Source organism: Rothia sp. LK2492, assembly GCF_040946345.1.
Taxonomy (GTDB): domain Bacteria; phylum Actinomycetota; class Actinomycetes; order Actinomycetales; family Micrococcaceae; genus Rothia; species Rothia endophytica.
In genome coordinates, this window is the sequence record NZ_JAYWLX010000001.1 from 14,508 (window position 1) to 33,684 (window position 19,177).

17 protein-coding genes are annotated in these 19,177 nt (G+C 57.1%); 7 read left to right on the top strand and 10 right to left on the bottom strand.

Annotated elements, in window-relative coordinates:
• Positions 1-81 precede the first annotated feature (81 nt).
• From tsaD to alr, 5 genes are read right to left on the bottom strand one after another with little or no spacing between them, the layout of a single operon-like run.
• A complete protein-coding gene (gene tsaD / locus VVR27_RS00065; RefSeq protein ID WP_368546558.1) occupies positions 82-1,191 on the bottom strand; it encodes a tRNA (adenosine(37)-N6)-threonylcarbamoyltransferase complex transferase subunit TsaD in 1,110 nt (369 codons plus the stop codon).
• The gene (gene rimI, locus VVR27_RS00070; RefSeq protein WP_409349905.1) at positions 1,184-1,753 is read right to left on the bottom strand and encodes a ribosomal protein S18-alanine N-acetyltransferase; all 570 of its coding nucleotides are present in this window, start codon (positions 1,751-1,753) and stop codon (positions 1,184-1,186) included. The genes tsaD and rimI overlap by 8 nt, the downstream gene beginning before the upstream one ends.
• Positions 1,753-2,430, bottom strand: coding sequence for a tRNA (adenosine(37)-N6)-threonylcarbamoyltransferase complex dimerization subunit type 1 TsaB (gene tsaB / locus VVR27_RS00075; RefSeq protein ID WP_368546559.1), 678 nt, complete (start codon positions 2,428-2,430; stop codon positions 1,753-1,755). Before tsaB ends, rimI begins: the two co-directional genes overlap by 1 nt.
• Before the next feature lie 9 nt (positions 2,431-2,439).
• The gene (tsaE, locus tag VVR27_RS00080; protein ID WP_368546560.1) at positions 2,440-3,057 is read right to left on the bottom strand and encodes a tRNA (adenosine(37)-N6)-threonylcarbamoyltransferase complex ATPase subunit type 1 TsaE; all 618 of its coding nucleotides are present in this window, start codon (positions 3,055-3,057) and stop codon (positions 2,440-2,442) included.
• A gap of 2 nt (positions 3,058-3,059) precedes the next feature.
• Complete coding sequence (alr, locus tag VVR27_RS00085) at positions 3,060-4,313, bottom strand: alanine racemase (RefSeq protein WP_368546561.1); 1,254 nt, start codon at positions 4,311-4,313, stop codon at positions 3,060-3,062.
• Between the two features lie 139 nt (positions 4,314-4,452).
• Between alr and VVR27_RS00090 the strand changes: the two genes are divergently transcribed.
• The 3 genes from VVR27_RS00090 to VVR27_RS00100 all read left to right on the top strand — a co-directional run bounded on the left by VVR27_RS00090 (position 4,453) and on the right by VVR27_RS00100 (position 8,127).
• Positions 4,453-5,679 (top strand): glycosyltransferase, encoded by a 1,227-nt coding sequence (locus tag VVR27_RS00090; RefSeq protein ID WP_368546562.1) that lies wholly within the window; start codon positions 4,453-4,455, stop codon positions 5,677-5,679.
• 28 nt (positions 5,680-5,707) lie between these two features.
• Positions 5,708-6,490: a phosphatase gene (locus VVR27_RS00095; protein WP_368546563.1), complete on the top strand. Its 783-nt coding sequence runs from the start codon at positions 5,708-5,710 to the stop codon at positions 6,488-6,490.
• A 164-nt stretch (positions 6,491-6,654) separates the two neighbouring features.
• A complete protein-coding gene (locus tag VVR27_RS00100) occupies positions 6,655-8,127 on the top strand; it encodes a sugar transferase (RefSeq protein ID WP_368546564.1) in 1,473 nt (490 codons plus the stop codon).
• Between the two features lie 56 nt (positions 8,128-8,183).
• On the opposite strand, the gene VVR27_RS00105 is transcribed toward VVR27_RS00100, so the two are convergent.
• The 3 genes from VVR27_RS00105 to glmS all read right to left on the bottom strand — a co-directional run bounded on the left by VVR27_RS00105 (position 8,184) and on the right by glmS (position 11,555).
• The gene (locus VVR27_RS00105; RefSeq protein WP_368546565.1) at positions 8,184-9,104 is read right to left on the bottom strand and encodes an NAD(P)H-hydrate dehydratase; all 921 of its coding nucleotides are present in this window, start codon (positions 9,102-9,104) and stop codon (positions 8,184-8,186) included.
• Positions 9,101-9,538, bottom strand: coding sequence for a holo-ACP synthase (locus tag VVR27_RS00110; protein WP_345444377.1), 438 nt, complete (start codon positions 9,536-9,538; stop codon positions 9,101-9,103). The genes VVR27_RS00105 and VVR27_RS00110 overlap by 4 nt, the downstream gene beginning before the upstream one ends.
• A 133-nt stretch (positions 9,539-9,671) precedes the next feature.
• Positions 9,672-11,555 (bottom strand): glutamine--fructose-6-phosphate transaminase (isomerizing), encoded by a 1,884-nt coding sequence (gene glmS, locus VVR27_RS00115; protein ID WP_368546566.1) that lies wholly within the window; start codon positions 11,553-11,555, stop codon positions 9,672-9,674.
• Between the two features lie 185 nt (positions 11,556-11,740).
• Here glmS and coaA point away from each other — a divergent pair, with 185 nt between their 5' ends.
• The 4 genes from coaA (at position 11,741) to mscL (ending at position 15,451) form a co-directional block, all read left to right on the top strand.
• Positions 11,741-12,697, top strand: a complete 957-nt coding sequence (gene coaA / locus VVR27_RS00120; protein ID WP_368546567.1) for a type I pantothenate kinase — start codon at positions 11,741-11,743, stop codon at positions 12,695-12,697.
• Positions 12,698-12,701: 4 nt separating this feature from the next.
• Entirely contained in the window at positions 12,702-13,508 is an 807-nt protein-coding gene (locus tag VVR27_RS00125; RefSeq protein ID WP_368546568.1) for a M15 family metallopeptidase, read from the top strand.
• Between the two features lie 132 nt (positions 13,509-13,640).
• Positions 13,641-14,870, top strand: a complete 1,230-nt coding sequence (bioB, locus tag VVR27_RS00130; RefSeq protein ID WP_368546569.1) for a biotin synthase BioB — start codon at positions 13,641-13,643, stop codon at positions 14,868-14,870.
• Positions 14,871-15,076: 206 nt separating this feature from the next.
• Positions 15,077-15,451, top strand: coding sequence for a large conductance mechanosensitive channel protein MscL (mscL, locus tag VVR27_RS00135; RefSeq protein WP_368546570.1), 375 nt, complete (start codon positions 15,077-15,079; stop codon positions 15,449-15,451).
• Positions 15,452-15,983: 532 nt separating this feature from the next.
• On the opposite strand, the gene VVR27_RS00140 is transcribed toward mscL, so the two are convergent.
• Together VVR27_RS00140 and VVR27_RS00145 are read right to left on the bottom strand one after the other, a co-directional pair.
• On the bottom strand, positions 15,984-17,138 hold the full coding sequence (locus tag VVR27_RS00140; protein ID WP_368546571.1) for a mannitol-1-phosphate 5-dehydrogenase: 1,155 nt from the start codon (positions 17,136-17,138) through the stop codon (positions 15,984-15,986).
• Positions 17,138-19,132 (bottom strand): PTS mannitol transporter subunit IICBA, encoded by a 1,995-nt coding sequence (locus tag VVR27_RS00145; RefSeq protein ID WP_368546572.1) that lies wholly within the window; start codon positions 19,130-19,132, stop codon positions 17,138-17,140. The genes VVR27_RS00140 and VVR27_RS00145 overlap by 1 nt, the downstream gene beginning before the upstream one ends.
• Positions 19,133-19,177 lie beyond the last annotated feature (45 nt).

A 19,177-nucleotide genomic window follows, 5' to 3' on the forward strand; every position in this document is an offset into this window, starting at 1 on the left:
CGAGCTCTGCGAGCCCGCGAGAGGGTCAGTCGGCGAGGGCGCGCCTGCTAGCGCCTTGCTTTAATTGTGTAGGTACTTCACCTAGACCGAAATGGTAGTGACCGGCAGCGACGAGTCGGCAGTGAAGTCGATGCCGCTGGGCTGCCGCCCCTCGGTGACCAGGCGGGCGCCGAGGGCTGCAACCATGGCGCCGTTGTCGGTGCAGAGAGAGAGCTGGGGAATAACCAGTTTGATGCCGTGTTCGGCGCAGCGCTGGGCAGTGAGCTCGCGCAGGCGGGAGTTGGCTGCTACGCCGCCGCCTAGCAGGAGGGTTTTGATGCCGCGTTCGGCACAGGCCAGCATGGCTTTTTGGGTGATGACATCGACGACTGCTTCTTGGAAGGAGGCGGCGACGTCTGCCACGGGTACTTCTTCACCGCGGGCTTCGAACCCTTCAACGACGCGGGCAACGGCGGTTTTGAGGCCTGAGAAGGAGAAATCGTAGCGGTGGGGGCCGGGTTCTTCGACGGTGCCCATGAATTTGCGGGTGGAGAGCCCGCGGGGGAAAGCGAAGACACTACCGTCGCCCTCTCTTGCGGCTTGATCGATGGCGGGGCCACCGGGGTAGGGTAGGCCGAGAAGGCGGGCGACCTTATCGTAGGCTTCGCCGGCGGCGTCATCCAGGGTAGCGCCCAAGAGTTCCACATCGCCAGTGATATCGCGGACTGCTAGGATTTCGGTGTGTCCGCCAGAGACCAGCAGGGCGCCAAGACCCTCGCGGGGTAAGCCGTCCAAGAAGTCGGCGGTGTGCCCTTCGATGCCGCAGTCATCCAGCAGACCCACACCTACATGGGCGACCAGGTGGTTGATACCGTAAAGGGGTTTACCGGTGGCTACAGCCAGTGCTTTGGCAGCTGATACACCGACCATGAGAGCACCGGCCAGGCCGGGTCCTGCAGTGACTGCAATAGCGTCTACCTCCTCGAGGGTTACCCCAGCTTCGTCCAAGGCCTGTTTAAGGGCTGGTACGAAGGCGTCTAGGTGGGCACGGGAGGCGATTTCGGGGATGACCCCGCCGAAGCGCACGTGTTCTTCCATGGAACTAGCAACGGTATTAGTGAGCAGGGTGGAGCCGCGCACGATACCGATGCCGGTTTCGTCGCAGGAGGATTCGATGCCCAATACCAGGGGTTCGGTGTTTGCCTTAGTCATGGTGGGCTTCACTTTCAATCGTGGGTTCTGGGGTCTTGCTCGTGGCATCATCGTTCGGGGTGGAAGCGGGAGCCAGTAGCTCCTTGCGCATAATGAGAGCATCCACGCCGTCGTTGTAATAACCGCGACGCACATGAATTTGCTGGTAGCCGTTGCGCTGGTAAAGATCTTGGGCGCGGACGTTATCGGCGCGTACTTCTAGCAGAATCTGTTCAGCACCGCGGACCGCGGCTTCGCGGGCAAGGAAGTTCAGCAGAGCCCGCCCGTAGCCCTTGCCCTCGTGCTGTGGGTCAATGGCAATGGTCTGCACGTCGGCTGTCTCAGCGATACTCATCAGACCGGCATAACCAATAATCTCAGCCTCGTTGTTCCCCTCCTGCACGGTTTCGAGCACAATATAGCCTCGGGTGGGATGCACTATCTCGGCTAAAAACATATCGAGCGGCCAGGCATCGGCCGGGAAAAGCTGGCTTTCCAAGGTGTGCACTGCCGGTACGTCCATGAGGGTCATTGCGCGAGCGCGGACGCCGCGCAGCCCGTTGGGTAAATCTGCCTGGAGCACTAGCTACCCGCCTTTTTACGGGCGGCCGGCACCTTAGCGTCCGACTCACGCAGGTAAAGAGCCGAGGTATCGGTGCTCAGCGCACTAGCGCCCAGGCGGGCAGCGGCGCGCAACAGGTGGCTGGCTTCGGGTTGCAGACTCTCGAAGCCGGGTTGAGCATCGAAGTCCTGGGGATAGAGGGAGGTTCCACTACCGTAGGCGGGCAGGATAGGCGTTTGGGAGGCAGGGCCAACGGTGGGGCCCTGCACCAGCGAGTAGCCGGTTTCAGTGAGCTCGTACAGCGCCGAGTAGACTTCGCGGCGGCGGGCGTCGCTGACCACCAGAAAACGTTGCTGGCCGGCCTCCCGAGCAACAGCATGGGCTGCCTCGGCCAGTGCGGTCAGGCTCATCATGCCGTAGAGAGGAAGGTCCCAGGCGACGGCGAGCGCACGGGCTGTCACGATACCAGCACGCAGACCGGTAAAGGGGCCGGGCCCGGTGCCGGTCAGTACGGCGTCAAGGTCGTGACCGCTGACGCCAGCTTCGGCCATTACATCGGCGACGAAGGGGGACATGACCTCGGCGTGAGAGCGGGTGTCCGCGGTGGCGCGGTGGGCGAGCAGGGTGAGCTGACCGCCTTCAACACGTCCCAGGGCGACGGAGGCGGTAGCTGATGAGTCTAGGGCAAGAAAAAGCACTGTGTTAGTTTACTCCGTAGTCGGGGCGGCATGGGTGAGAGCCTGTTGTAGCCGGTCGAAAGCGCTTGGACGCTGGCTAAGCCAGCGGGGGCCGCTGGCTATGACGCGCAGGCGGCGCGGTTCGGGGGCTTCTTCGTCCTCGTCCAGGTCAGTTTCGCTGCCACTGGTATAGAGCTCGTAGGGGTCGGTCTCGGCTAGGTCGGCACCGGTGACGCGCGTGAATTCCAAGTCCAGCAGAGAATCTGAGAGGTGTTCGGCCTTGTCTCTACCCCATTCAATGACGGTCACCGAGCGATCCAGAGAGTACTCCAAATCTAGATCATCCAGTTCTTCGCCCGAGGCCAGGCGGTAGGCATCCACGTGGACCAGGTCTGGACCACCGGGGCGCGGGCCATCAGCGAGGTTGGGGTGCACGCGGGAGAGCACGAAGGTCGGTGAGATAACGCCTTCGCGCACCCCTAGCCCCTCCCCCAGTGAACGGGTAAAGGTAGTCTTGCCTGCGCCCAATTCGCCGGTCAGAATCAACACGTCCCCAGCATCCAACAGGGGCGCGAGCGCACGTGCAACGGCGGCGGTGTGGCTGGGGTCGGTAATTTCTAGGTCAAAAACTGCTTGAGAACTCGGCATGATTACCTTTCCGTGGTGTCGTTTCGCCAGCTACCGCCCACCGAGACACGGGGCACGCGTGGCGAGATGCGGGTGACGATTTCATAGTTGATGGTGCCAGCGGCCTGCGCCCAGTCGGTCACCGGCGGGTTCTGCCCGGCTCCAAAGAGGACGGCGGGCGCCCCCAAGTAGCCGAGAGCCGGGTCGGAAAGACCGGGTGCACCGAGATCAATCACCATCTGGTCCATGGCGATGCGCCCTACCTCTCGGTAAGTGCGGGGCTCTGCGCCTGCCGGGTAGATGCGTACCGGCCCTCCGGTGGCTACCCGGGGCACACCGTCCGCGTAGCCCAGGGGCACCAGAGCTAGGGTGGTTGGCTGGTCAGTTACGTAGTGAAGCCCGTACGAGACGCCCTGGCCAGCGGGCACTTCTTTAACCGAGCTGATGAAGGTTTGGAGGTGCATCACGGGTCCGAGGCCCAATTCTTGAGGGCTGACGCCTGGCAGCGGCGAAAGACCATACAGCCCTAGCCCCACGCGGACGGCGTCCCTCAGCAGCGCATCCTCTTGCTGAAGGTCAGCAGCGGTAAAGGTTGCCGGGGTGTTAGCAAGGTGCAGCACCTGGGGGGTCAGCCCGGCATTTTCTACAATCATCAGGGCACGGTCAAACTCTGCCGACTGGCTAGCGGTTTCAGGGCGCTGCGGTTCATCAGCAACCGCCAGGTGAGTAAAGAGCCCGCGCACTTTCACCAGCCCCTGCACCTCGTAGGCACGGGCACGCTCAGCCAGTTTTTCAAGATCAGCGAGCATCACGCCGTTACGACCAAGACCGGTGTCTACTTTAAGGTGCAATAGTACCGGCTGGGAAGGGGTAGCAGTCTGGGTGGCGGCCGCAATTTTTTCTAGTTCCCAGAGACTAGAAACACCCAACTGAAGATTCAAGCGCAGAGCAAGCTCAAAGTCGGTGCGAGGGGTATGCAGCCAGGCAATCATGGGTGCCTTTATTCCAGCATCACGCAGGGTAGCGGCCTCGCGTACATGCACCACCCCCAGAGCGTCCGCGCCGGCAGCTAGAGCTGAGCGGGCCACATCAGCAGCACCGTGCCCGTAGGCATCTGCCTTCACCACAGCGACCAGCTCCCGCTCCCCGATGAGGGAACGAATACGGGTGACGTTATGCTCAAGAGCGTCCAGATCAATGAGGGCAAGGCGCTCAAAATCGCCGGGGGCATCCAGGGGCACGAAACCCTGCTGGCGGTATCCGCTGGTAAGACTCATCGCTCTTCCTGCCTTCGTGTTATGAATTCTTCTCTTTTTAGGGTAGTCCACTTTGACGCGCCAGGTCATGTGCCCGCCGGTACACCGCTGGTGAAAGTAAGTGACGATTGGCTCCTTAGGGGCGGTAAAGTAGTGAAGCGTGGTAGACCTATCTCTGGCAAGCGTGCACCTTCACCTGATTTCCATGCACACCTCTCCTTTGGCACAGCCGGGCACGGGGGACGCTGGGGGCATGAATGTCTACATCGACCGTTCTTTGCGCGCTTTGCTGAAACGCTATCCGCAGCTATCAGTAGAGGTCTTTACCCTGGATACGGCCTGCAACGGTGCGCGCACAACGGAGCGGATTTCTGACCGGGCGATTGTTCACTCGCTGTATCTACCCGAAGCTGCCTGTGCTTCGAAAGAGAATTTACCGAAATTTGTTCCTGCTTTTGCTCAGGCGATTCGGGAGAGTGCTGTGCGGCAACCCGATATCATCCACGCCCACTACTGGCTGTCGGGGCTAGCGGCACTGGAATACGCCCCGGATCTTCCCTTGGTGCAGACCATGCATACCACAGCTGCGGCAAAAAACACCCGGCTGGCTCCCGGCGAGAAACCTGAGCCGCAGATACGCCTGGAGGGTGAGCAGCGCCTGATTGATACCGTATCTGCCGTGGTCGTGAATACACGTTTTGAAGCTCAGCAAATACGCGACCTCTACGCGGCTGATCCCCGGCGGCTGAAGGTTATCACACCGGGTGTTGAAACCGGTATCTTTACACCCCGGGCAGGTGAGACAGCCACCAACGCTGGTTCTGCCACCTCAGCTCACCTAGTTTTTGCCGGACGCCCGCAGCCGCTGAAAGGCCCCCACCTTCTCGTTGAGGCGCTCGCCTTACTCCCTCAGGACTTAGAGGTGACCCTCGATATCATCGGGCAGTCCCACACTAACTATGAGGATCAGCTTCTCGAACGGTCACAGCAGCTGGGTCTCACGCATCGGGTCAGGCTCCTCCCCTCGAAAAAGCCTCGGGAACTTGCCGCGTCCTTCAGAGCCGCTGATATCGTTGCCTGCCCATCCTCCTCAGAAACCTTTGGCCTGGTAGCTCTAGAAGCTCAGGCCTGCGGTACGCCCGTGCTGGCGACTAAAGCTGACGGCCTGTTGACCGCTGTGCAAGACGGTGTAACCGGCCATTTGGTCGAGCCTCGCACCCCGGAGGCTTGGGCCTCAGCCATCGAAAAGCTGGTGAGATCACCAGAAGAACGCCGGCGCCTGGGTGCAGCCGGCTCCGCACGCGCAACCCACCTGCGCTGGGATGACACCGCTGACCGTCTCTTTGAGCTCTACAGCCAACTACTTCACAGCACCTACAGTATTTAGAACTTATAAATCACGCTAAGGAACACGCATGTCTTTTTCTATGACCCGCCAAGAATTCACTGACTACCTCGACGCCTCCAAAATCACCGGGCAGGTAGCAACCGCCCGCGAGAATAATATCGCCCATATGCACGGCTTTGTGGAGGGTAACGAGCACCTTGAGTTCGGGGTGAAACTCACCCGCGATTGGAGCTACGAAGAAATCTTTGAGCTCATGGCTCGACGTGTGGGCACCAGCTCAGACCCTACCTTCTTAGAGGGGCAGGACACCATCAGCGCAGAGAAGTGCGTGGACGCTCTCACCGAGTATGCGCGTATTTTCGGCCAGGCTGTAGCAGCTGGCCACAGCATCCTCTTCGCAACCGGTCACCCCGCAGGCCTCTTCCCCATCTACGCTGAGATGGCGCGTGCAGCCCGGGCAGCCGGAGCCCGCGTCCTCACCATTGACGAGGGTGATCTATTTTTAGATGGTGATATCCGCCAAATCTTCGATGTGGTCATGTTCGAACAGTACGGCAACCTGCAGCATACCCACTTCCCCGGCCCTATGCAGCTGGCCCTCGCCCAGCTTGAGGCACGTGAGGATGCCCCCGGCCTGGTCGTCGCTGACCACGGGTTAGCAGGGTTTGCAGCATCAGCTGGCTACCCCACCATCGGCATTGCTGACTGCAATGACCCCGGGCTCTTTGTCTCAGCAGAACAGGGGCAGATTCTGGTGGCTGTTCCTATGGACGATAATGTAACCCCTCATCTTTACCGACCCGTTATCGATTTTATTCTGAGTGAAGCAGACCTTTACCCCGCCACCTAGCGGTTTCACGGCCCTAGCTCGTGTGCAAAGAGCCACCTTTATGAAGCACCCCCTATTCTGCGGTTGGCAGTAGGATGGATTGTTAATCAATCTACGTGCCGCAGAACAGTTTTCGCACCCTGTCTGAGGTACATTCATCACTCACACTGGGGGGAACACACCACGTGAATCAAGACATCATTGAAGAGCGTTGGAGGGAGACGCGCAATCGCCGCCCATGGCACCCAAAGGTTAAGGCGGCTCTCTACATTGTTGATGCACTTACCATCACCATCGCTTTCGCGCTAGCACACCTGGCTAGCTTCGGCTTTGAAGACTCAGAAGTCATGAGCCGCACTGAGCTACCCATGGGTTACATCGGCACCGGCATTATTTTCGGTGTGCTGTGGTTCATGGCTCTTTCTATTTCGGGGTCCCGCAATATCCGTCACCTGGGTCAGGGCAATGATGAGTACCGCCTGGTCATCAAGGCCACCTCGTATTTTTTCTGCCTCATTGCGATTTTCTCTTACCTCACCAAGGTTGAGTTTGCCCGAGGTTACGTTATTCTGGCCTACCCCATCGGCATTCTTCTCTTGCTCAGCGCACGGTGGTCTGTACGCCGCTATTTGGTGAGCTGGAGAAACCGCGGCCGAGCTCTATCCCGTGTGCTAATTATCGGTGACTATGATTCCGGCAATCACCTCTACAAGACTCTGCTGAAAGGCCGCACCTCCGGTCTTTCACCTGTAGCAGCCTACTTACCTCGTTCACCTGAAGGCACCACGCTGGGAGACGGAGAAATCCCCACCCTGGGGTACTCACCCAACGCAGCTGACATCATTGAGGTGGTGCGCGATAACAATATTCACGCGGTGGCAGTTTCTACCGGCCACGGTCTCAATCCTCAAGAACTGCGCCGGTTAGGGTGGGTTCTGGCAGCAGCTCACGTCGCCCTTATTATGGCACCGGCAATGACCGATATCGCCGGGCCCCGCATTCACACTCAGCCTCTGGGCGGTCTCCCCCTTATTCACGTGCATACTCCGCGTATTGAGGGAATCCAGGCCCTTCTGAAACGCTCCCTCGACCTCGTAGTTTCCACCCTGGGGCTTATCCTTCTGTCCCCTCTCCTACTGGTTGTTGCTCTGATGGTTAAGAAGGACGGCGGGCCCATCTTCTTCTTGCAGGAGAGGGTTGGCTACCGCGGCACTTCCTTCCACATGATTAAGTTCCGCTCTATGGTAACGAACGCTGAGGAGCTCAAAAAAGAGCTCATAGCACAGAACGAGGGCAGCGGGGTTCTTTTCAAAATGTCCGATGACCCCCGCATTACCACAATCGGTAAGTTCATCCGCAAGTACTCGATCGATGAATTGCCCCAGCTCTGGAATGTCTTCCTCGGTGATATGTCCCTGGTAGGGCCCCGACCCCCGTTGCCATCAGAGGTTGCCCAATACGAGGAGGACGCCTACCGCCGTCTGCTCGTCAAACCCGGCGTTACCGGTCTTTGGCAGGTATCAGGCCGTTCCAACCTGTCCTGGGAAGAGTCCATTCGCCTGGACCTCTACTATGTTGAGAACTGGTCAGTGATTGGCGATCTAGTCATCCTTTTCCGCACTGTACGCGCAGTTTTCGCTAAGGATGGGGCCTACTAAGCCCTAAAAGCATCACATCCACCCGGCTGGGAGCCGGGTGGATTTTTTTACGCTACCTACACGCTCAGTAGTTGCGCCAGTGCTGCGGGTAACCGTTGCGCTACCTCGGTCGGTGGTAGAGGGCCGCGGGTACCGGGCGTATGCACCAGGTCAGAGGCAAGGCCGTGTACCGTCACGGCAGCAGCCGCCAGCTGAGCGTAGACTAAGGGAGCGCTGGGTTGGGTGTGGTGCGCCTGGTGTTGTGCTAACAGGGCACCCATTATACCGGTGAGGGTGTCCCCACTACCTGCCGTAGCCAACCAGGGGCTGTTACCTTCGACGGTCAGCACCAGCTTCCCATCACTAGTTGCTATATACGTCACTCCACCCTTGAGCAGAACCGTGGCGCCGCTCAAATAGGCTGCCTGGCTAGCCCAGAAGACGGGATTTGCTTCTATTTCAGCGCGTTCAGGGGCAGCTCCATCAAACAGGTTCGGCGCAAGCGCCAAGAGCCACGTGAAGAAATCTGCAAGTTCACCAGCGTGCGGAGTAAGAATGTGCTGCTGCATCAGAATTCGACCGCCTGCTACCAGTTGGGCAGCAAGAGCTACCGCGCTAGCGTCCACCACCGCTGCGGCCTCGGTGCTCAGCACGGCCCCGATGGGTTCAAGACGTGAGCCCTGACCGACACCACTTCCCAGCGCCCAGGCATCAACGCGCAATTCTAACGGGTCACCGGTAGAGCAAACTGCTTCAGGAACCGACAGATTCATAAGAAAGTTGAGCTGACTGGTGCCAACAAACCGCACCATACCGACCCCGGTATTGACAGCCGCCCGCACACTCATGAGCGCCGCCCCGGGGTAGTCCTCACTACCGGTCAGCACTCCCAGCACTCCACGAGTGTACTTATGGGACTTTTCGCCGGGTGCCTTTAGCAAAGCGGGTAACTGTCCAGCATCGAATGCTCTTACGGTGGGGCTGTTTTCAAGGCTCATCGGTCAGTCTCCCTAGGGTGAGCAGAGAGCAGACCGCGGCCGGCTGGGTCTAATCTCATGAGGGTGAGTAATTCATCATCGGTCAAGTGTTCTGCCACGACAGATGCGATAGCTACCGGTTCATCGTGGGTGAGAGTAAGATGCCAGCGGTTAATACCCAGATCTGCTGCCCGCTGAGCCACCGTACCCGTAGCGACCAGGTGGGGAGCTCCGTCCGGGTCATTTTCAATCCAGCAGTGCTGCCAGACCAAGCCAGCAGGTGCTCGAAGGGCTTTGGCGGCTGCCTCTTTAGCGGCAAAACGTGCGGCCAAGGAACGCAAGAGTTTATCCCGTTCATGTTCGACAAACACACGGTCAATGAAGCCCGGGGTGCGCTCAATGATCTCTGCGAATCTGTTGATGTTGACCACATCAACGCCGGTACCAATAATCATGCGGTGACCCTTCTAACCGTCTCTTCTCATTCCCCAGTTTAGCGAAGCGGCTACATCAAGAAAGTAGGGGCATAGCAAAGGCGCCCCTACCAGAGGTAGGGGCGCCCAAAAAAGCATTCCTTAGACCGTTTGGTTACTCAACAGTCACAGACTTCGCTAGGTTACGGGGCTGGTCAACGTCGTAGCCCTTCGCGTGCGCTACAGCGCATGAGAAGATCTGCAGGGGCACAGTGGCTAGCAGGGGCTGCAGCAGTGACGGTGAGGCAGGAATGCGGATGATGTGATCTGCATGCTCCTCAACGGCAGTGTCGCCTTCTTCAGCGATAACGATGGTGACAGCACCACGAGCACGCACTTCCTGGATGTTGGAAACAACCTTGGCGTGCAGGGAGTCACGGCCGTTGGGTGAAGGCACAATGACGAAGATGGGCTGGCCCTCTTCAACCAGTGCGATGGGGCCGTGCTTGAGCTCACCAGCAGCAAAGCCCTCTGCGTGCAGGTAGGCGATTTCTTTGAGCTTGAGAGCGCCCTCAAGAGCTACGGGGAAGCCTACGTGGCGGCCCAGGAAGAGCACAGACTTAGCGTCCTTCATGGAGGTGCCAAGATCCTTGACCTGCTGCTCACCGTCGATAACTGCCTGAATCTTTTCGGGCATCTGCTGCAGTTCTTGGAGAATGCCGCGTACTTCGTCCTTGTACATGTTGCCGCGAAGCTGTGCCAGGTAGAGACCCAGCAGGTAGGCAGCAGCAATCTGTGAGAGGAAGGCTTTGGTGGAGGCAACGGCAATTTCGGGGCCTGCGTGAGTGTAGAGAGCTGCGTCAGCTTCACGGGGCAGGGTTGAACCGTTGGTGTTACAGATGGAGACAACCTTAGCGCCCTGCTCCTGCGCGTGACGCACAGCCATGAGGGTGTCCATGGTTTCGCCGGACTGTGACAAAGCCACAACTAGGGTCTTTTCATCCACGATGGGGTCGCGGTAGCGGAACTCGTGGGCCAGCTCGACCTCGGTGGGGATGCGGCACCAGTGCTCGATAGCGTAGCGGGCCACGTGGCCTGCGTAAGCTGCGGTGCCACAGGCAACCACGATGATTTTATTGATGGAGCGCAGGACGCTGTCATCGATCTTCAGCTCGTCGAGGGTCAGGTTACCCTTTTCGTCCAGACGGCCTAGCAGTGTGTCACGCACAGCTGCGGGCTGCTCGTGGATTTCTTTCTCCATGAAGGAGTCGAAGCCGCCCTTTTCAACAGCTGCGGTGTCCCATTCGATGGTGAATTCTTTGCCGTGGGCGGGGAAGCCTTCAAAATCAATGATGGAGTAGTCGGTACCGGTGATGGTAACGATTTGGTCCTGGCCCATTTCGACTGCTTTTTTGGTGTAGTCGATGAAACCTGAGACGTCTGAGCCCAGGAAGTTCTCATTTTCGCCCAGACCGATAACCAGCGGTGAGTTGCGGCGGGTAGCTACAACGCGGTCGGGGTGGTCGGTGTGAATTGCCAGGATGGTGAAAGCACCTTCAAGGCGGTTTGAGGCCAGGCGGATTGCTTCGGTGAGGTCCTTTGATTCCAGCTTGTTGTAGATGCTGGCAATCAGGTTAGCTGCGATTTCGGTATCGGTCTGCGAGAGGAAGGTGACGCCCTCTTCCAGCAGTTCGGCGCGAAGCTCAGCGAAGTTTTCGATAATACCGTTGTGCACAACTGCTAGGCGGTCGTTATCTACAACGTGAGGGTGAGCATTGTTATCGGTGGGGCCGCCGTGGGTTGCCCAGCGGGTATGACCGATGCCGATAGTTGATTCGGTCATGGGGTTAGCTGCAACTTCAGCTTCCAGGTTGACCAGTTTGCCCGACTTCTTACGGAACTCAATTCCTTCATCACCGATGACGGCAACACCGGCTGAGTCATAGCCGCGGTATTCCTGGCGGCGCAAACCTTCGAGGACCACATCATAAGCGGAGTGGTCAAATTTCTTACCGTCTGCGACCTGGCCGAGACTTACATATCCTACGATTCCACACATAAAGCTCATACTACCGTGCATGTTTCATTTGGGAACATATTATGCGAATGACGAGTGCGACACATTGATTACTAGGGGTGGACAGGCCTGTCGAACGACTATTTGTCCCCTAAATTGCGCGTCATAATCGGTTTCTTAGGGAAGAGGTTTTCAGCTGACGTTCAGAGGGTTTTAGACTTGGCTAAATGAGCACCTCCGCACTTGCTTCAAAGCACTCCCCTTTTACAGAGCTTGACCGGGATACCTGGTCGCGGCTTGCCAGCGAAATATCAGTACCGCTCACTGAAGATGAGCTGACGCAGCTGCGCGGTCTGGGTGAGCGCATTGACCTTGAAGAAGTTTCTCAGGTCTACCTGCCCATTTCGAGGTTGCTGAATCTCTATGTGAATGCTGCTGCTGGCGTCAACGATATGACGAACGACTTTTTGGGGACATCAGAGCGTAAGGTTCCCTTTATTATCGGTGTGGCGGGTTCCGTGGCGGTGGGCAAGTCCACCACAGCCAGAGTATTGCAGGACCTTCTGCGGCGTTGGCCTTCTACCCCTAACGTCCAGCTCATCACCACAGACGGATTTCTCTACCCCAACGCTGAGCTAGAACGACGGGGGCTCATGGGCCGCAAAGGCTTCCCCGAGTCGTATAACCGACGCGCGCTCCTACGTTTTGTCGCAGACGTGAAGTCCGGGGCCCCTGTGGTGACCGCTCCCAAATACTCTCACCTCTACTACGACATCCTCGCGGAGGAGAGCATCGCGGTAACAGCACCTGATGTTCTCATTGTCGAGGGCCTCAATGTTCTTGCCCCCGCTAAACTGAGCGAAAACAGCTCATCAGCGCTGAGTCTGGCTGATTTCTTTGATTTCTCTATCTATGTGGACGCCAAGACCGACGATATAGAGCGGTGGTATGTAGAGCGCTTTCTCAAGCTGCAGCAATCAGCCTTTACCAACCCAGATTCATATTTCCGACGCTATGCTGATCTCTCTGAAGATGCTGCTATAGAACTGGCCACCAGCATCTGGAAGTCCATTAACGAACCAAACCTCCGCCAGAACGTGCTCCCCACCCGGGGACGCGCCAAACTGATTTTGAGCAAGTCTCACGACCACAAGGTTCGCCGTGTCTTGCTCAGGAAGAACTAAAATAATGGGTTTACCCATCAGAAAAGCAGGCATCTACCCCCTGGTGGGCGCGCTAGTCTTGCTCTGTGGCTGTACTGTTCACGGCAGCTCTCCAACGCCGGCTACAACCTCTTCAGCAGCCAATACTCCTAGCGCTAGCACCCCTGCACAAGAAACGCCCACCGCAGAGGCAACTGCTACTGCAGAGACCGAATCAACCCCCAGCAAAGCCGCGTCGTCATCTCCTAGCACCTCGCGTTCACCAGATTTCACCTCGCCCGACTCTCTGACGGTGCTGGTGAACAAGATGCACCCGCTCTCTCCCAAAACCTACGCCCCGGTTGATCTCGTCCCCTTCGGTGGGGTATACCTTCGCAAAGAGGCGGCTCAAGCTGCCGAGGAAATGTTTGCTGCCGCCTCAGTTGAGGGAGTAGGTATCACAGCCTTGAGTGGTTACAGGTCCTACGAGACCCAGGTCGGCACCTATAACTCATGGGTGGCTACCTACGGACAGGAGCAGGCCGATGTAGCTTCTGCCCGTCCCGGTTATTCAGAGCACCAGACCGGCCTCGCCCTTGATATCGGCACCGGAGGCGCCTGCGACGTACAGGTCTGCTTCAAAGATACCGATGCCGCCCGCTGGTCAGCCGCCCATGCCCATGAGTATGGCTTTGTGCTGCGCTATCCCTGGTGGCAGCACGAAACTACGGGCTACTGGTACGAATCCTGGCATTTTCGCTACGTAGGACGCACAGAAGCAGCGGCATTCCACAGCTCAGGCGCCCCTACACTGGAGGATTTTTGGGGTTTTGCTCTTTCATCGTCTGAGTAAACTCACTGTATGCAGTACTAGAGCAAGACAACAAGGCGCTGCGCTCAGGTAGTGGCTTGCCTTTTTCATTGGTTGATGAAATCTAGCAACAGAAATTTGAACACTGTTCAAAAATCGTCTATTGATAGATGTATGACAGATTTTAAAGCTCTTGCAGAGCGCATCCTTCAGGGCAAGCCGATCAGCCGCAAAGAGGCGCTGACCGCGCTGACAGCCCCCGACGCCCAGACCTTTACCCTGGTAGAAGCCGCATCCTTACTTCGCCGCCACCATTTCTCCAACACGGTTAAAGTCAACTACCTCATCAACCTCAAATCAGGGCTGTGCCCAGAGGACTGCACCTACTGCTCCCAACGCCTGGGGTCTGAGGCTGATGTTCTCAAGTACTCCTGGGTTTCGCATCAAGAAGCACTCACACAAGCAAAGTTCGGCATTGCCGGCGGAGCCTCTCGAGTGTGCATGGTTGCTTCAGGCAAGGGGCCCAGCAATCGGGATGTTGAACGCGTGTCTGGAATGATAAAGCAGCTCAAGGACCAGCACCCGCAGGTAGAAGTTTGTGCTTGTCTAGGGATCCTGAAAGATGGGCAGGCCCAACGCCTTAAAGAAGCTGGCGCTGATGCTTACAATCACAATCTCAACACCAGCGAAGACCACTACACCGACGTTTGCTCCACACACACCTACCAAGAACGCATTAGCACAATCCACCAAGCTCAGCAGGCGGGCTTATCAGCTTGCTCCGGGCTCATTGTGGGGATGGGGCAGACAGACGAACAGCTCATTGATGCAATTTTTGCTCTGAAAGATTTGGACGGAGACTCCATTCCCGTCAATTTTCTGATGCCTTTTGAAGGAACACCGCTTGCTGGCACGTGGGAGCTCACCCCACTGAAATGTCTGCGAATTTTGGCAACAGTGCGCCTGGTGGCGCCCGACCGAGAGATCCGTATGGCGGGCGGACGTGAGATGCACCTGAGGTCCCTGCAGTCGGTAGCGCTGCAGATAGCCAATTCCCTTTTCCTCGGCGATTATCTCACGTCCGAAGGTCAAGCAGCCCTAGATGACCTGGATATGATTCGAGATAACGGGTTTGAGATAGTGGGGGCTGAGGGCAGAGACCTTTTGGCTGAGCATCAGAAACTGGCGAAAGATAGGGACGATGAAAGCAGCCTTGCTAGCGTAGGCGAAAGCTCACGGTGTGGACCTCCAGTGGCATCTGATAACTTGCAGGGGTGCGGCGGTTGCTCATCGGTGGGTGCATGCCGGCCAACGGAGAATTCTCAGCCTCTAGAATCCGGGGTTGAGTTCCGGCCGGTTCTACGCAGACGGGGCACGGGGACACCATCACGCCCCAATGCCTAAGAGCGGTCTTTGCTAGCAATGCTCCGACGCGCACCGCGCCTCTAGTGGGTGACTATGCCCCAAAACGCACTTGACGAGGAAAAACATACAGTTTGTGAATATATCGGGGGGTGCACATCACCTTGTGAGGAAGCCCACTGGTTTCCGCAGGAATTCTTACCTGCTTTTAGTTTCTTACTGGTTTGACCCACGCTATTCTTGAAATCATGCTTACTGGATTTAAAGATTTTATTACCCGCGGTAACGTCATCGACCTCGCAGTCGGTCTGATCATCGGTACCGCTTTCACCGCCGTTGTCACCGCTCTCGTAGAGTCAGTGATGATGCCCGCTATTGCCTTCATTACCGGTGACAACGTTTCATTCGACCAATGGCTCGCATTTGGCGATGTCAAGATCGGCGTCTTCTTGACCGCTGTTGTTAACTTCTTGATCGTTGCAGCTGCACTCTACTTCTGCATCGTTATGCCCATCAACAAGTTCAACGAAAAGCGCGCTGCAAAGCTCGAACTCGAAGAGGAAGAGGAAGACCCCCAGGTCGCTCTGCTCAAGGAAATCCGCGACGCCATCGCTGCCAAGTAAAGACTTTCAGTACATTTAACTGATAGGTGCCCCGTTCCTTTTCGGAACGGGGCACCTTTGCTTTAAGAGCCCAGTAGCTCTGAGTTACAAGCAATGGAGGGGGTCATCAGACATTAAAAGCGCAGGTAGACGGAGTGTGTGGCAAACTGCCCCCTCTTCTGGTTCGCTTCTTTCACCAGAAGATGCACGCCCAGCCTCGAAAGCTCGGCTCATCCGACACACTTTTTGCTTCCTCGCACGCTCGGGAAAGTGTGCTCCATTCAGCCAGCTTGACCACCTACTGCGCCCACCCGCTCCACCCTTTTGAATAACCCTTAATCGTTGCTTCAGACGGTTGGACGTATCTAGCAGAAATAGCAAGATAAAAGAGAGATACCGCGCTTCTGCAGACATCAAGCAACTGGCTCAGCTACGTTTACTCTAGGCTAAAGCCTCATACCGGTGGAGGTAAAAGAGGTGCCCCGCCTCCCGTGAGGGGGGCGGGGCACCTCTTCTTGGTGCGTTTGGGGAGCTAAGCCCCTATGCGTTTCTCTTAGGCTACACGAGCCGCAATAACTGTGCGGACTCCAGCGTAGAGCGGGTGCTCAGCATCCAGGCCGGTGAGCTGGGCGGTCACGGTGTCCAGATCTGACTCCCCAGCTTTAAGCTCAGCTAGGGTCTGCTGCAGGCTAACTGCTTCAGGATCCTCAGCTACATCAAATTCCAGCAGGGCCGCAACGGTTGCCAGAAGGGCGTCCGTGGGGCGTCCTAGTTCAGCCAAATCAGCTGCCGGGCCAATGAAGCGTTCATTGCGAGAAATCTTACGTAAGGGAGAACGTCCAACACGGTCAGTGGTATCAGGCAAATCCTTATTGGCAAAGCGGCTCAGGATTTTTTCAATGTAGGTCTGTTGCACCTCGGGCTCAAAACCGAACCTGCGAACGATGAGGTCCTTGGTTTCAGCAAGAGTTGCCTCAACCTTGGCGCGGATTTCATCATTTGCGAGCGCATCAGAGATTTTTGAGATGCCAGCCTGAGCGCCAAAGTAGGCGAGGGTGGCATGGCCGGTATTGACGGTGAAGAGCTTGCGGGTGATGTAAGGAGCTAGATCCTCAACCCAGGTTGCACCGTTGATAGCGGGAACGTCATCGCCGAAGGGGCCGGTTTCAACAGCCCATTCGTAGTAGTTCTCCACGGTGACATCCAGCCCCTGTCCGGGAGCCTGGTTAGGTACGATGCGGTCAACGGCGGTGTTGGCGAAGATTGCCTGTTCATCGGCTGCAGCGTAGTGCTTACGCACTTCTTCAGCCAGACCGTCGGTTGCATTGATAGCGTTTTCACACGCCATGACGGCGACCTTGCCGGGGGTACCCAGCTCAGCACGCTTCTGCAACCCCTGGGCGATATTAACCGCAACGAACTTGAGCACGGTGGGACCAACGGCAGTGGTGACGACATCAGCAGTAGCGATTTCCTCAGCGAGCGCGTCGGGATTCTCTGCTGAGTTGATACCGCGGAAGTTGGTGATAGTGATGTCCTTGGGGTCAGCACCTACCTCATGCACGGTGTAGCTTTCCTCGGTGTTGAGTGCATCAATGAGAGGAGCGGCAACGTCTGAGAAGACCAGCTCGTAGCCGGCTTCATTGAGGATAACGCCAACAAAGCCGCGGCCGATATTACCGGCGCCGAAATGTACAGCTTTTTTCATTAGCTATTAACCTTTCCGAAGATGTCCAGGATTTCCTGGGCAGTCTTTGCTTCTTCAAGCTGGGCAACAGATGCTTTGTTGGAGAAGGTCTTAGCGATCTTCTGGAGCAGTTCCAAGTGGGTGCCACCTGCGCCAGCGATGCCAATCACGAAGTTGACGGGCTTGCCGTTCCAGTCGATGGGCTCATCTAAGCGAATGAAAGACATCGCCGATGAGTGAATGGCGTCCTTAGCCTCATTGGTGCCGTGGGGGATAGCCAAACCGTTGCCCATGAAGGTAGAGACAGAAGCTTCACGCTCATGCATAGCTGCTACGTATGAAGCATCGACCTTGCCGGTAGAGACCAGAAGGTCACCTGCCTGCTCAATTGCAGCTGCGCGGTCAGCGGCGCTGGCGCCCAGGACGATGGTGTCGGCGGTCAGCACCTGTTCACCAGCAGGTGCTTCGGTAGCGGTAGCGGCTACCGCAGCGGGGGCAGCTACAGGGGCGGCCTCAGCCGGAGCTGCGGTGGTGCCCTCCTGCTGTTTGCGAATCATCTCAACGATTTCGTCGTAACGGGGGGAACCCATGAAGTTATCGACAGCTACGTGGAGTGCGCTGGGGGTGGGGGTGGCAGCACGATCAGCCAGATCCTGGTGAGAAACGAGCAGGTCGTACTTGTCCTGCAGAGCGTTGATTGCGGAGTTGGTGACGGTGACCTTGTCGCCGAAACCTGCGTCCTTAATCTTGTTACGCAGAACTGAAGCACCCATAGCGGATGAACCCATGCCGGCATCGCAAGCAAAAACGATGCTGCGGATTTCCTTGTTGGGATGAGCAGCTGAAGAAGCGAAGGCACCAGCAACTGAGGATTTCTTGCCCTTCATGTCCTGCATCTTCTGAGCAGCAGCTTCAAGATCGTCTTCACCCTTCTTGGAGAAGCGAAGAATCAGAGCAGCTACCAGGAAGGAGACCAGGGTAGCTGCCAGTACACCGGCGTAAACCTTGAAAAGGTCACCGGGCGCAGAAACAGCGGTGATAGCGATGATTGAGCCGGGAGCCGAAGCTGAGGTCAGACCTACATCGAAGGTCAAGAACGTAAAGGTACCAGCCATACCGCCAGCAATAGCGGCAGCAATCAGCTGGGGCTTCATCAGAACGTAGGGGAAGTAGATTTCGTGGATACCACCGAAGAAGTGAATCAGGGCTGCACCGGGGGCCGATGCTTTAGCAGCACCGCGGCCGAAGAACATGTAGGCCAGCAGGATACCCAGACCGGGGCCGGGGTTTGCTTCCAGCAGGTAGAGGATGGACTTTCCCATTTCCAGTGACTGCTGAGTGCCAAGAGGAGTAATGATGCCGTGGTTAATGGCGTTGTTCAGGAAGAGGACCTTTGCGGGCTCAATCAACAGTGCAGTCAGCGGCAACAGACCGGTATTAACCAGCCACTCCACAGCAGCACCAGCACCGGCTGAGATAGCCTTCATGACTGGAGTCAGCAAGAACATCGAAGCGATAGCTGCAATACCGGCAAAGATACCGGCAGAGAAGTTATTGACCAGCATTTCAAAGCCAGGCTTGATCTTGCCGTCCCAGATGCCATCAAGTTTCTTCATGCACCATGCGGCCAGGGGGCCCATGATCATAGCGCCCAAGAACATGGGTGAGCCGCCCTCTTCACCGATGAAGATTTCAGCGCTAGTACCCATGATGACACCCATGGTTGCGGTTGCACCTACAACACCACCACGGTGTTCGTAGATGAGCTTACCGCCGGTGTAAGCAATCAAGATGGGCAGTAGGTAGGTCACCATCGGGCCGACCATCGTTGCCACGTATTCACTGAAGCCGGTCAGTGAAGGGAAATATTTGGGGACGAGCCCGGCAGGGATGAAGAGCGCGGTAATCAGACCCCACGCAATGAGTGCACCAATATTGGGCATAATCATGCTGGAGAGGAAGGTGCCAAACTTTTGGACGCGCACGCGAACGCTGGCTGGTTTCTTTTCGGACATAAGCCCTTCTTGTGTGTATTTTCGCGAGGTGCGAGTGAGATGAAT